The organism is Undibacterium sp. TC9W (genome assembly GCF_049339865.1).
Taxonomy (GTDB): domain Bacteria; phylum Pseudomonadota; class Gammaproteobacteria; order Burkholderiales; family Burkholderiaceae_D; genus Undibacterium.
On sequence record NZ_JBMPPJ010000006.1, the window covers coordinates 24,247 to 37,494 of the forward strand.

13 protein-coding genes, 2 tRNA genes and 1 pseudogene are annotated in these 13,248 nt (G+C 52.5%); 3 read left to right on the forward strand and 13 right to left on the reverse strand.

What is annotated here, in order from left to right; all coding sequences use genetic code 11:
• Nucleotides 1-18 precede the first annotated feature (18 nt).
• Nucleotides 19-510: an NADAR family protein gene (locus ACO0LN_RS09730; RefSeq protein ID WP_422973181.1), complete on the reverse strand. Its 492-nt coding sequence runs from the start codon at nucleotides 508-510 to the stop codon at nucleotides 19-21.
• 79 nt (nucleotides 511-589) lie between these two features.
• Nucleotides 590-2,770: a prolyl oligopeptidase family serine peptidase gene (locus ACO0LN_RS09735; protein WP_422973183.1), complete on the reverse strand. Its 2,181-nt coding sequence runs from the start codon at nucleotides 2,768-2,770 to the stop codon at nucleotides 590-592.
• A 229-nt stretch (nucleotides 2,771-2,999) separates the two neighbouring features.
• Here ACO0LN_RS09735 and ACO0LN_RS09740 point away from each other — a divergent pair, with 229 nt between their 5' ends.
• Nucleotides 3,000-3,404, forward strand: a complete 405-nt coding sequence (locus tag ACO0LN_RS09740) for a DUF1801 domain-containing protein (RefSeq protein ID WP_422973185.1) — start codon at nucleotides 3,000-3,002, stop codon at nucleotides 3,402-3,404.
• Nucleotides 3,405-3,580: 176 nt separating this feature from the next.
• On the forward strand, nucleotides 3,581-5,221 hold the full coding sequence (locus tag ACO0LN_RS09745) for a hypothetical protein (RefSeq protein WP_422973186.1): 1,641 nt from the start codon (nucleotides 3,581-3,583) through the stop codon (nucleotides 5,219-5,221).
• A 202-nt stretch (nucleotides 5,222-5,423) separates the two neighbouring features.
• Here ACO0LN_RS09745 and ACO0LN_RS09750 read toward each other — a convergent pair whose 3' ends face one another.
• The 7 genes and pseudogenes from ACO0LN_RS09750 to ACO0LN_RS09780 form a co-directional block, all read right to left on the reverse strand.
• Nucleotides 5,424-6,032, reverse strand: coding sequence for a hypothetical protein (locus tag ACO0LN_RS09750; protein WP_422973188.1), 609 nt, complete (start codon nucleotides 6,030-6,032; stop codon nucleotides 5,424-5,426).
• A gap of 58 nt (nucleotides 6,033-6,090) precedes the next feature.
• Nucleotides 6,091-7,281: a hypothetical protein gene (locus ACO0LN_RS09755; protein ID WP_422973190.1), complete on the reverse strand. Its 1,191-nt coding sequence runs from the start codon at nucleotides 7,279-7,281 to the stop codon at nucleotides 6,091-6,093.
• Nucleotides 7,271-8,584 carry an SDR family NAD(P)-dependent oxidoreductase gene (locus ACO0LN_RS09760; RefSeq protein ID WP_422973192.1) on the reverse strand — a complete coding sequence of 438 codons (1,314 nt, stop codon included), beginning with the start codon at nucleotides 8,582-8,584 and terminating at the stop codon, nucleotides 7,271-7,273. Before ACO0LN_RS09760 ends, ACO0LN_RS09755 begins: the two co-directional genes overlap by 11 nt.
• A gap of 52 nt (nucleotides 8,585-8,636) precedes the next feature.
• Nucleotides 8,637-8,707 (reverse strand) — tRNA-Ala (locus tag ACO0LN_RS09765).
• Between the two features lie 108 nt (nucleotides 8,708-8,815).
• Nucleotides 8,816-8,886, reverse strand: a tRNA-Ser gene (locus ACO0LN_RS09770).
• A 119-nt stretch (nucleotides 8,887-9,005) separates the two neighbouring features.
• Nucleotides 9,006-9,076: pseudogene (locus tag ACO0LN_RS09775) on the reverse strand.
• Between the two features lie 26 nt (nucleotides 9,077-9,102).
• Entirely contained in the window at nucleotides 9,103-10,071 is a 969-nt protein-coding gene (locus ACO0LN_RS09780) for a LysR family transcriptional regulator (RefSeq protein ID WP_422973194.1), read from the reverse strand.
• A 96-nt stretch (nucleotides 10,072-10,167) separates the two neighbouring features.
• Between ACO0LN_RS09780 and ACO0LN_RS09785 the strand changes: the two genes are divergently transcribed.
• On the forward strand, nucleotides 10,168-11,403 hold the full coding sequence (locus tag ACO0LN_RS09785) for an MFS transporter (protein WP_422973196.1): 1,236 nt from the start codon (nucleotides 10,168-10,170) through the stop codon (nucleotides 11,401-11,403).
• Nucleotides 11,404-11,492: 89 nt separating this feature from the next.
• Here ACO0LN_RS09785 and ACO0LN_RS09790 read toward each other — a convergent pair whose 3' ends face one another.
• The 4 genes from ACO0LN_RS09790 to ACO0LN_RS09805 all read right to left on the reverse strand — a co-directional run bounded on the left by ACO0LN_RS09790 (nucleotide 11,493) and on the right by ACO0LN_RS09805 (nucleotide 13,215).
• Nucleotides 11,493-11,723: a hypothetical protein gene (locus ACO0LN_RS09790; RefSeq protein ID WP_422973198.1), complete on the reverse strand. Its 231-nt coding sequence runs from the start codon at nucleotides 11,721-11,723 to the stop codon at nucleotides 11,493-11,495.
• A gap of 257 nt (nucleotides 11,724-11,980) precedes the next feature.
• Nucleotides 11,981-12,361, reverse strand: coding sequence for a hypothetical protein (locus ACO0LN_RS09795; protein WP_422973200.1), 381 nt, complete (start codon nucleotides 12,359-12,361; stop codon nucleotides 11,981-11,983).
• A 9-nt stretch (nucleotides 12,362-12,370) separates the two neighbouring features.
• Entirely contained in the window at nucleotides 12,371-12,496 is a 126-nt protein-coding gene (locus tag ACO0LN_RS09800; RefSeq protein ID WP_422973202.1) for a hypothetical protein, read from the reverse strand.
• Between the two features lie 44 nt (nucleotides 12,497-12,540).
• Nucleotides 12,541-13,215 (reverse strand): methyltransferase type 12, encoded by a 675-nt coding sequence (locus ACO0LN_RS09805; RefSeq protein ID WP_422973204.1) that lies wholly within the window; start codon nucleotides 13,213-13,215, stop codon nucleotides 12,541-12,543.
• Nucleotides 13,216-13,248: the final 33 nt, after the last annotated feature.

Sequence of the window (13,248 nt, forward strand, 5' to 3'; positions counted from 1 at the left end):
TTCTTATTATTGTGCTTATTATTGCGTTAATGTCGCACGTATCTCCATCAATATCCTGCCCAGCATATTCTTGCCACGCCCATCACTGCCACAGCCCCAATAGTCATCGTCGCTGGTGTCTTCAACCAGTTTTGCAGCGCCTGTACTTAACAGCAAGGCTTTTAAATCGGCATGCTGCTGGAACTTCGCCATCAGCGCATCCCGCATGACCTGCACTTTGACAGACTCCCAATCCGGGCGTAATTTTTCTGTGCGTGCTCGTCCCAGGCGGGCCGCAATGGCTGGTGTATTGGCCTTGCGTATTTTTTCGCGATATGCCGCATCTACAAATTTTTGCGCCTGGAAATAATGTTCAGAAGTGGGCCAGGTTTTGCCTTTGATGGAGATGGAATAGCGTGCGAAGTTGGAGAACTCTCCAAACTCATCTTCTACTGAGTAGAATTTGATGATAGTGTTTGAATTTGCGTCTGAATTTGCGTCTGAATTTGCGTGTGAATTACCGTCGTTCAAAATAAATTAATCGCTTTAAAAAATGTATGGAAAAACCGGCCACCATGCATGCGATGGCCGGATTTCAATTCTGGAAATATCAAACCCGCGTATACGCAAGAATAAAAGAAAACATATCCAGATGTTTGGCAATACCGCTTTTCTTGGTCGTGGAATAATGCCCTGAATCATAATCAACCCGCATCAATACCGGGCGTTTGGGGTTATAGTTTTTTTGCATGCGGGCAGCCATCTTGGCGATTTGCCAGGGCTCTACCCGCATGTCATTGGCGCCGGTCATCTGCAGCGTTGCCGGGTAGCTGGTTTCAGCTTGTACATGGTGATAGGCGTCCATCTCCAGCAGGGCGCGGAATTCATCTTCTTTCTTGACCGTGCCAAACTCTTCATCATTACCAGGGCCATTCGATGTCAGCTCAAAGCGCAGGGTATTGAATACCCCGACTTCACCGATGGCTACGGCAAACAGGTCTGGCCTTTCAGTGATGGCGCGGCCCACCATGATGCCGCCGGCAGAGGTACCCCATACAGCGAGCTTGCCTTGTGCAGTCCAGCCATCCTTGATCATCGCTTCTGCCACATCAATCACGTCGCGCCAGGTATTTGGCTTGTTGGCTTTTTGCCCGGCAGTGTGCCAGGTCTCGCCTTTCTCGCCGCCTCCGCGCACATGCGCATACACGATCACGCCACCCTGATCCAGAAAAGCCAGCATGGAACCCTGAAAACCAGGGTCAAGTATGATGCCGTAAGCACCATAGGCAATAATCAGCAGAGGGTTCTTGCCATTCAGTTTGGTATTGTTCTTGTGCAGTATTTCTACCGGCACAGCCGTGCCGTCACGTGCCTTGATGTCCTGACGGGTAGTCAGGAACGAGGATGTGTCAAACGCTGCCTTGGGTGTCAGCCCTGTGTCTTTGGCGACCAGGTTAGCCCCTGTTTGCAGAGTGCGTGCAGACCAGGTCAGGTCGTCCATGCCAAACCATGCACCTTCTATGGCAGGGTGGCATTGTATATTCCACACTGCGCCTGTCAAAGGCAGTTTCACATCTTCCACCTTGCCTGTGGCAAAGCTGTAACGCCGCAAGGCACCGACCTGGCCGCGCAGCTCATGGATGTATAAACCATCTTTTGCCAGGCTCAGGCTGTCGATGACATAATCTCCTTGCGGTACCACCACGACACGCTTGCCCTTGCCTGCTTCGCTTAGGTTGACCTTAAACACTTCACCGCGCTCAGACTTGCCTTTGGCCAGTACATATACATCGTCACCCACGGTCAGCGCGTGGGTTGCGATATCGTCCTTGCGAAACACTTCTGCCCAGCTGGGTTTGCTTGCCAGCAGGTCATTCAGGCGTGCGACCATGCCATAGGCCGGCCATTCACCATTGCTGTAGATGGCACCCAGTACCCAGTCGCTGGCGGTATTCACATGCACGACCGGCATTTCACGTTCTGTCTGGCCCATGGCCGGGCCATCTGACCAGCGGAAGGCCAGGGTGTCTTGCGCCGGGTCTTTATCCATTTTGTGCAGCCATGTTGCCGTGTCGAAGGAAAAATCGACTTTGCCCTTGACTGCACCATCGCGCAGGCGTGCATAAAACAGGCCGCTGGAATCGGGCAGCCAGCTTGCTGGCATGCCATTCAAACGGGTGATCAGCACGTCCTTGCCACTATCCAGTGTCAGCACATGCAACTCATGCATCTCGTCACCACCCTTGTCGATGGCGTAAGCCAGATGCTTGTTGTCAGGAGACATCAGCACTTCGGTCACACGCCAGGGTTGAGCACTCTGGCCACTCTTGTTACCTGCTTCCGGATCAATCAACAGGCGTTCTGCGCCACCCGCGTGTGGGGTAGCATAAATCTTGAGTACCTGCTGGTCTGGCGAGCGGCGAGCAAAAATCAGCTGGGTACTCGTGACCTGCCGTATTGCCAGCGTTGTCGTCGCTGCGCTGAATCGTTGCAGAGATGCTTCTATGGCGCGCCGCCCTGGCAATTTGTCCAGCACTTGCCTTGCAAAAGCGCCTTGTGCTTTGAGGTAGTTAGTGAACTCGGCAGTGTCCGGCTTTTGTTCCATCCAGCGGTAAGGATCAACGATGCTCTTGCCCCACAAGCTGTCGGTCACCGCCTCTTCACGTGCCAGCGGTGGCAAGGGTGGCAGCAGGGGCGTGGGTGTTTTCCTGACCGCAGCATGCACATGCGCACTGAGAGGTGAGAGGGCAAATGCGGACAAGGATAAGGCAAATTGGCGACGGGAAATCATAATCTGCTACCTCTCAGTATTGGACGTGTCAGGGAGTATAGACGGATTTATAAGTCACTTGCAATGAGATCGCTATGCCATTGCAGGTATGCCGCAACAGCTGGGAGGCTCGCCTGGCAGCATGCTCAGTTGCTGCAAACCGACGATATGTTTCATCCTGGTGGGCGCTAAGCAGTGCCGCTGTTATTATGCTTGCGTTGCCGATTTACTTTCTAAAAGAGGGAATGTCATGGCTGAAAACAAAACCAAAGCAACAGACTCCAGCGTAGATGATTATCTCGCCGCCATAGAGGACGAGACGCGCCGCAATGACTGCGCAATATTGATCAAGCTCATGTCCAGGGCCAGCAAACAGCCCGCTGTCATGTGGGGCAGCAGCATCGTTGGCTTTGGTAACTACCACTATGTCTATGAAAGCGGCCGTGAAGGTGATATGTGCCTCATTAGCTTTGCATCCCGCAAAGGTGACATCAGCCTGTATGGCCTCAATGCCGCACCCAACCATGCGCAATTACTGTCTGAACTCGGTAAAACCAAATCCGGCAAAGGCTGCCTGTATATACGGAAATTAAATGATGTGAATATCAAGGTGCTGGAGACCTTGATCAAGGAAGCTGTTGCGGCAAAAAAATAAGAGAAATGCCGGTGTTATGGGATAACATCCTAACGCCAAACATATTGCAGGGTGCACCATGTGCACCGTTTTTTTCAAATTATTTGCGATATTTTTTCGATTAATCGCGGTTGAATCGGTGCGCGCAGCGCACCCTACTTACGGTTTTTTAAAACAGGCCAATAAAAATCTTGATCATGAAATTTCATTTATTCGCTGCTGCAATAAGCGTATGTTTGTTGGCTCAACAAAGCCATGCTGCTGACGTCACCGTCCACCTTAAACTGATTTCTCCACAAATGCTGGAAGTCTCTTACCAGTTGCCAAAGACATGTGATGTCATTCCATTTTTGAATGAAGAAACCTTGCCTAAATTTGGCAAAGAAATCCGCGCAGCATGGCAAGCCGTTGATGATTGTGGTACTGCCGATGGAACGGCAATCACCAAAACCAACAAGGCATGTTCAAACATACGCTTTAATGTGCCCGCGACGAGCAAGTTTTATGATCGTGTAGCACCTGGCTCTTTTCCTATGGGCGAGGGCATGTATGTCCATACTACCAGTTATGCACTCAGCGACAAGTGCGGCAGTGTAGGCTACAAGTTTTCAGCACCCGGCAGTATTGCTTACAAGGGCCAGCTCTTTCAGGAGAATGCCTCTTACGATGTGGATGGTGGCAACTACATGGCCGTGCTGTTATTGCAAAAACAGATTGCATCAAAATCTGGAACCATCAGTTATTTCAATCCAGCGCTGGGTGCAGACAATATTCAGTTGTTGCAGAACATGGCCGATCAGGCGGTAGATTTTTATCATCGTGCATTACCGGACGTTGCTTTTCGCAAGCCCATATTGGCAGCAACCATGGAAAAAGACGGTGGCACGCCCAATTTCTGGGGCGATGCCGGTGATGTTCTGCGCTTGGCGCTGTATAACTGGCCAGAGCATCCCACGTCTGATAGTGACGCGCGGCTAAGAAAATTTGTCTGGCATGAATTTGCTCATCGCTTTCAAGCACCCGCCGCCAAAGATAGCGAGCAGCGTGCGGCCTTTATTGGTGAAGGTGGCGCAGAATATCTACGCTGGACAGCAAGCTTGCAGACCAAATGGTCTAACCCTGATGATGCAGCAACAGAACTCAGTACCGCCATTTCAAATTGCATCTATAGGGCAGCTGGATATAGCTGGAAAACATTACCCAAAGACCTGGCAAGCAGCGGTTCTGTACCTTATGAATGCGGCCTGGCTTTACATGTCATGGGCCTGGCAGTAAGGCAGAACGATGCCAGCCCATTGCAGCAAATAAACAATTATTACCACGGATTTGAAACTGGCAAAGTTGCCAGCTTTGAGCAGGCGCTGGAATGCGGGAAAAAGAAAGATTGCACACCGCAATGGCTACCCAAGCTCATGGGTGAGCAGGCAATGTCGATCGCCTGGTCTGATTTTTTTGCCAGTACGAAGCTGGCAAAAACGGCCCCGCCACCGCCCGCGCAATACGCCAATATCCAGCGCATGGCATTTGCATCTCTGATGGAAGAAGACTGCAATGGCAGCGCCAGTTTTTATACTGACAAAGATGTCTTCCTCGTAGGTGAAATCAAGGGCTGTAGTGTCTTTAAAGAAGGTATGCGTATCCAGAAAATGGAAGGCAAGAACTTATTTTCTTCAACCTTGGTCGCTGATGAAATGATACTAGCCTGTACCTCACAAGGTAAAGTCAGCCTGGGTTTGCAAAGTGGTGAAACGCTGTTCGTGCCGTGCAAAGGCAAGTTCAAGATACCGAAATTTTATGCAATCGATATGAAACGCCTGATGCAGAAACTGGATTTATAGGTCAGTCAGGGTGCTCTTTGCCTTGGCACAGATATCATTTGCAAACCATACCGTGATGCAGGGCGCATTGGAATGCGCCGCATGGTGTGAAAATTTTGCAGTGGATGTCCAGCCGTGCAAGATGTAAGCACAGGACGCAATATATTGCGTCCTTTTTTTCGGAATTACTGTGATCAGGGTTTGAATGTATGGCACATGAAACTTACTCCTCGACAGCGCGCGGATAGCTCAGTTTCTCAGTATCCCATTTGTTTTCTTCACGCTTGTGCCAGGTCAGTTGGCCTAACAGTTCACCCTCAGCATCATATATGCGGATATCGGCAGGGCTGGATATACCGGGGCCTTGCCAGTTATGTGAACCCGGGAGCCAATACTGGGGTTCCATGCTGCCAAAATCACAGCCTGCGTGCTTGAACAGTGGTTGCTCCACGTCGGTGTACAGAAAATCATGGCCACCACAGCACAGCGCCCTTGGTTTATGACGGCGCGACATTCTCCAGCGCAGATAACTCTGGATTTTGCTGATTGCCATGTCCTGATCCATATGCTCTGTTTCCAGCGGGTATTCCACTGGCTTACCACTACGCACAGCACCACAGGCATTTTCAAAATCTCGCAAGCTGGCAATATCTTCGGCTATACACAGGTTCGAACAAGTCTTGCACCAGGCTGGGCGGACTGGTATCGCGAACAAGTCTTCATTCCTGATCAATTGCCCAATGGGGCTTGAGCCAAGGTAGTAATAAGCCTCGCGAAACGGCAAGAAGAGTTTTTCATTGCAACTGGTACAGATATAAAAATTGGGCAACATGGTTCACCGCATATTCGTTTAAACAGAAGAATTTCTTTTGTTGTACCTGTAGATTTTTTTATCGATAAACACTCTTGATCATCGCCTGACCCAGTGTATCGCTGCCACCAGATAAAGCCTGATTATGTTTTAATTGAGCAGCGAGATCATCTGGCAGGCTGCCATCAAGTGTCAACTGAATAAGCTCGCCATTACGTAGCGCAGCATCTATGACTGCCGCATTTCCCTGAGTCGTGATGTTATTGCGGGCCAGGTTAAGCCTGCGCAATGTCGCAGAGGTGTTGATCAGTTCCAAGGCGTGCAGTGCACCTTCATCTCCCATGTGATTGGCCTGTGCACCCAGTACTCTGGTGGATGGCGCATAACCGAGGTTCAGATTTTGCAAGGCCGAATGCCGGGCTGCATCCAGCAGGGCATATGCACCCAGCGGGCCTATGCCATTGCTTGCCAGCTCCAGGGTTTGGAGGCTGTGGTTGTGGCACAGCGCATCGGCGATGCATGCTGCACCTGCATCGCCTAGACGGTTGACGCTAAGGTAGAGTGCCTTGAGATGTGGCGCTTCGCGCAGCAGGCGTGCCAGGTCAATTGCGCTTGCTGCGTCCAGACCGTTGCCGCTGAGGTAAAGGCTTTGCAGGTTCTTGTTATCGCTGCACAGGGCATCAACGATGGCGCGCACGCCTTCTGCACGCAAATCGGTATTGACCATGTCCAGCACGCGCAAGTGCTGGTTGCTGCGTAACATGCTGGCAATGCTTGTTGCGCCATCCGGGCCCAACGGATTGCGCTTGAGCCACAGGCCACTAATGTTTTGCGCGCCTTCTGCCAGCGTCGTACCCAGCGCATGCGCCCCTGCCGGGCCGATATTATTGCAACCCAGGTAAAGCACTTCGAGCTGAGGATTGATGCTGGCCAGACCAGCCACCGCGGCTGCACCAGCATCGCCTATTGCATCGGTGCCCAGCATAAGGCTGCGGACGCGGGTATTGTGTTGCAATGCCTCTGTGATCGCCAGGCAGTGGCTGGTTCCCAGGCTTTGCTTGCATAAATCCAGGCGACCATCGGCGGTCAGCGTGCCGCGGGGGAATTGCTGGTCGCCCTGGGCAGCAAGATTGGCGCTCAGGTGCTGCAGCAAGGGATCAAGCTCGTCAGCATCACAAGGCGTGATGCTGACGCGGTGTACCGGGCACTGGACAGCAGTGATTGCATCACCGGGCAAGGCAAGAGATGCTTGAGCAGTATCACCAGGCATAGGGTTCAAAGTCCTTGAGGAAATGGCCGTAAAGCGGGTCATCCGTTTCATTGACGCCACGGATGACAGGATCGAGCAAACGCGCCATGCCATCCGTCACATCCAGCGGCGTGTAAAAGTCCTGGGTCTGTCGCACATGCATGGCTTGCGGATAGGGTTTTTCATCGGTAATCCAGCCAGTATCCACGGCGTTCATATAGATGCCATCGCGGGCCCAGTCCTGGGCGCTGGTACGCACCATCATGTTCAGCGCTGCCTTGGCCATATTGGTGTGCGGATGAAATTCTGTCTTGCTGTCCCGGTTGAATTGTCCTTCCATGGCCGATGCCTGGATCACAAAGCGGCGTGCATGTGGTGAACGCAACAAGGCTGGTTTGAGGCGGGCCGTCAGCATGAAGGGCGCTACCGCATTGACCAGTTGCACTTCCAGCAGTTCAAAAGTTGATACTTCATGCAGCCGTTGCGACCAAGAGTTGACGGGCCGTTTATCCAGCGCCTGTCCATATACATCGACCTCATGCCGCGGAAAATAATCCGCATAGCCGGGCTGATTACCCAGATATTGCTGCCTGGCTTCCAGCAGCCACGGAGTTGCTTCGGCAGACATCAGTGCGGCATAGAATTCACCTGGGCGCTTGATTGTCTGTGCCGCATTATTGATCAGGATGTCGAGGTGTGGCAGTTCTGCATTGAGCCTGTCGGCGAATTGTTCGACATCAGGGATGCAGCGCAGGTCCAGTGCCTGTATGTTCAGTCGCTCCTGCCAGTCGCCATAGTCCGGCATGGCAGCAAAACGTTTTGCTGCATCTTGTGGAAAACGCGTGGTCAGCGTGACATGGGCACCAGCGCGCAGCAGATGCATGGCAGTTTCAAAACCTATCTTGATGCGGCCACCAGTGACCAGCGCATAACGCCCGCGCAAATCAGCTTGCTGGTGCCGTTTTTGCCAGTTCTTGTCGGCACACACCGGGCACAGGGAATGGTAGAAATGATGCAGTTGCTGAAAACCCTGCTTGCAGACATAGCAGCGTTGTGAACGCAATGTACCTGCTGTTGCATCGCTGAGCGTCAGCGGCAATGATGCTGCAAGCTGCGCACGCACCAGGCCAGTTTGCAGGCGTGCATGTTGCAGTTGTTCTTTGGCTGCGCTGGCGCGCGCCTGGCGGTGGCCACGCTTGGCGGTTTTCTGGATTTTGGCAATCAGGGTCTTGAACTGCGGGTGATCATCCATCTGCGATGGATCGTTTGCAATGGTGTGCAGTACCCGCAAGGCGATGCCCAATTCTTCATCTGTGTATGCCAAGGCGGCTATCCTTACCGGTCAAATGCGCTTGCGCATCCACGCAAAAATCAGTGGGAACAGGTTGGGCTTGAACCAACACCTTTTTCTTGCAAAGAAAATGCGCTTCCATTACACCACCGTTCCCGGCGGCGATTATAGCGGAGCTTGCCTGACATGGTCAAAAAATTACAGACAGGATTTGCCTGCGTCAATAGTGAAGGAGAAAGGTTTGTGGACACCGTGGAATTAAATGGGAACGGGTTGGATTTGAACCAACACCACTTTCTTAGCTGGAAAGTACGCTTCCATTACGCCACCGTTCCCGGTTGCGATTATAACGGAGCGTGCCCGTCATGCTCAAAAAGCCACAGGCTGGTTTTGCTCATGCATCGATATTGGCGAAGGTTGGAGATTGCAAGCTGTTGTGGACGACGGAATGAAAGGGAACGGGCCGGGTTTGAACCAGCGCCTTCTTCTTTGGTGATAGACATGCTTCCATTACACCACCGTTCCCGGTTGTGATTATAAATGGTGTGGGCTCACACATGCAAAGCCGTAGCCACACTGGCCCGTATCACTTCAATAAACCTGCGCAACCGCGCCGGGTAAAAACGGGCATATGGATAAACCAGGTTTACCGGTAGTGGCGTGGCCTGCCATTGCGGTGCCAGTTGTATCAGGCGCCCTTCGGCGATGTCGTCGGCCAGTATCCAGGTAGAGCCGATGGCGGCGCCCAGTCCTTCCAGCGTGGCGATGCGCAGGGCATACAGGTTGTCGGTGCTCAGGCGCGGGGTGAAAGCAACGCGCTGGATTTCGCCGGTTTGTACATGGTGCAGGAATACTTCGCCGCGGTAAAAGGTGCGCAGCGACAGCCACGGCAGGCCGACCAGGTCGATGGCTTGTTGCGGTATGGGCCTGCCAGCCAGGACGGATGGTGCCGCCACCACGATGCGTGGCACCTCTGCCAGTTTGATGGCGACCAGGTTGGTATCTCTGAGCTCGCCTATCTGTATGGCGCAGTCTATGCCCTCAGAAATAAAATCCTGCAACGAGGTGTCGTCATGCAGCAGCCACTCTACCGAGACACGGGGATAGCGCCGCAGGTAATCTGCCAGCGGCCTGACCAGGCGTTCCTGGCCAAACGCATGCGGGGCAACGACGCGCAGCACGCCTTCAGGTTCATCATTGGTGCCACGCAAGTCAGACTCAAAGGCGGCCCAGCCTGCCAGCAGGTTGCGCGCATGTTCATAGCAGCGTTCGCCATCAGCAGTCAGGCGCATGCTGTGGGTGGAGCGGTTCAACAGGCGCACACCGAGGGATTGTTCCAGCGACTGCAGTCGGCGGCTGACTGTGGGCTGGGTCGTGCCCAGTTGCGCCGCAGCAGCAGACAAATTGCCCGCCTCGACAATGCGTACAAAGGTTTGCATGAGCTCTATGCGGTCGCCGGCGCCTGCCATAAGGGCGGCGGTGGCAGAGTTGTCCGGGCGGCTGGTCAGGGTTTTGGTCATACGTCAAATGTATAACAAATCTGCGTGACATGCCACTACCGTTTGCAACGCCAGAGTTTTACACTGTCAGACATCAGTTAAAGCAGAGAGAAAGTCATGTCTTCCATTCAAAATTCGCATAATCATATAACTGCCATAACTCCGGCGACAGATACTCAGGTACATCAGCAACCATCACCCGCACTGGTATTTTTGCTGGCCTGTGGCGCTGCCTTGTCGGTGGCGTCGCTGTATTACAGCCAGCCCATGCTGGGCATATTGGCGAGTGACCTGGGTATCAGCAATGTCGCAGTGGGTTATGTGCCCACGCTCACGCAACTCGGTTATGCACTCGGCATCTTGCTGCTGGCACCACTGGGCGACAAACACGACCGCCGCAATATCATCCTCATCAAGGCGGGTTTGCTGGTGGCTGCATTGCTGGTGATGGCTGCTGCACATTCCCTGAGCCTGCTGCTGCTCGCCAGCCTGGCAATAGGGCTGACAGCGACGATGGCGCAAGACATTGTGCCTGCTGCGGCCACCCTGGCGCATGAATCTCGCCGTGGCAAGGTCGTGGGTACGGTCATGACAGGTTTGTTCATGGGCATACTGCTGTCGCGTGTGGTCAGTGGTTTTGTGGCTGAGCAATTTGGCTGGCGCAGCATGTTTGTGCTGGCAGCGGTAGGTGTCACACTGATTGCCGTGGCGGTCTGGCGTGGTCTGCCACATTTTGCACCAACCACCACCATGAGCTATCGCGCCTTGCTGGCTTCCTTGCTTGATCTCATACGCCGCCACGGTAAACTGCGCCGCGCAGCAATGGCGCAAGGCTTGCTGGCGATGGGCTTCAGCGGCTTTTGGTCCACCCTGGCCGTCATGCTGCATGCAGAACCCTTCCACATGGGTAGTGCAGTCGCAGGTGCCTTTGGCCTGGCAGGTGCCGCAGGCGCGCTGGCAGCACCGCTGGCTGGCCACCTCGCAGACAAGCATGGGCCAGAGCTCGTCACCAAGGTCGGTACCGGCATCAGCACTGCATCGTTCGCTATCATGAACCTGAGCCCGCTATTGCCACCCGCTGCACAATTGTGGCTGCTGGGCATAGGCACGGTAGGCTTTGATCTTGGTGTGCAAAGCACCCTGATCGCTCACCAAACAATAGTCTATGGCATAGACAATGCCGCCCGCAGCCGCCTCAATGCCGTATTGTTCGTTGGCATGTTCATCGGCATGGCAGCTGGTGCCACTCTGGGCAGCGCGCTGCTGGCGCAATGGGGCTGGATAGGCGTGACGGGCATGGCAACAGTCACCTCATTGGCAGCACTGGCGGTGAGGTTTTGGCGGGTGGTATAAGCAAAATCAAAATGCATAATCAGAATGCAGAGTTAGAATGCAGACTGTGATATTGCCGATGATATGCTCCTATAATTGGAATGCAAAAATTAGACAGGAACATCATGCGCAATAAGCTTTACCGCCTTAACATTTCCGGCCTTAACACCGCAGAACGCCTGCAGTTTTTTATCAACACCGGGTTTTATTTTTCGATACAGATTCGTGGCAAATATAGCTTGCATGACTTGCATGCCCAGCATGAAGACCACGAATACCGCGCCATCAACGAATGTTTCCACCGTATCTTCCAGTGCTTGCGCGGCATAGGTGATAGCCATGAACCACGCATGCCAGATGACACCGTCGTGCTTATGCTAAACGACATCGCCAAAGAGGCAAATCTGCAGGAAGAATTAAATTGGGCAATTGAAGAAGCTACTAAGCTGCTTGCAAATAATCATATTTAATCTGTGAAAACTAATCTGTAAAAATCGGGGCGTGTGGATACTAGCGCTTTATTCAGCAACGCTTTTCAGGCTACTCTGACTATTGATCAACCCATCTCATGGAAGCTGATCAATAGCAAACGCCAGGCTTATACTTCTGCATAAGCAGAGCGACTGCCGTGAGCCGCATTTTCCAATTGCAGTTGCATATCCGCGATCACAAACTCATGCATGGTCTTGATCACTTTTTCAATAAAGTAAGATGAAATCAGCCTTGGGGCAATGCGGTTGTCATAGTAGGTAAGCATGCGGACGATACTCTGCTCACCGTCAATCTGTTCCACTTCTATATACCCGCCCAATAGTTTGATCGTGTCTTTATAACGGATACTCTGCTCGATAATCTCAAACTCGATACGGCTTTGATCGACAATATTCGTAATTCTTTTGGTCAGGTAACCGCCATCACTATATTTGCAGCGGCAGGTATCGCCTACAGCCGCATACTTGCCTTCGACTTCCTGCGGCACCGGCAGGCTTCATTTTAACAACCATGATGCCGGTTTTTTGACATGTTCATAAAAGCCTACTTTTTGCCAGACATCGGCTTTATTCGCCTTAATGATGCTGCTGGTCACTGCACTGCAGGTAGTTTGCTGTTTCATGATTTTTCTCGCCTGTTGATTTATGTTTTTTGAAAATGTCTGCTTCATTTGAACGGGGTACTTGCGCTAAACAATGCTATGCATCCGACGGTGCTGACTTCAACATTCTGGAATCGCTGTTCTAATGCGGACTTCAACTGGCGCGCCGAATCCTGATCACCATTGATTACTTTGAGCCTGTGCAACACTGCATAAACGCAGCGGCTGAGCATGGTTTTGGCGACATCTTGATTCAGTATGGTGTAGCCGAATACCTGAGTGCCGGCATGCATCAGCGGCCTGATGGCATCAAACACCGCGCCTTTTTCCAGCATGTCACCAGGAATGCAGTGCAGAATTCCACCCAGCGCAATTGAGTCGAAGCGGGCGGCAGAAGTTGGCATTGGTTCCAGCGCATTGCATAGATAAGTTTCTGGCTGGAAGCGCGCAATTCTTGCGGCGGTAAAATTCAGGCAGTTTTGCTGCAAATCGAATAAACCTATGCGCACCTCGCCAGGCTGGTAGTGACAGTGGTCCAGAAAATAGCCGGTACCAACGCCAATATCCGCGTGATTGCGCGACATCATGAGGTGATAAAGGTCGGCAAAATACCTGCTCTTACAGCGCCATACATAGGGTGCCAGCAAGCGGTAAATCAGAATGTCATAGCACTGGAGCAAAAGCCTGCTGTAAATGCGAGCCCCGTCATCGGTCGTTCTGCTGGTAATGGTGCTCATCATGGCTGGCTCTTATCAATAAATGGTCGGGACCCG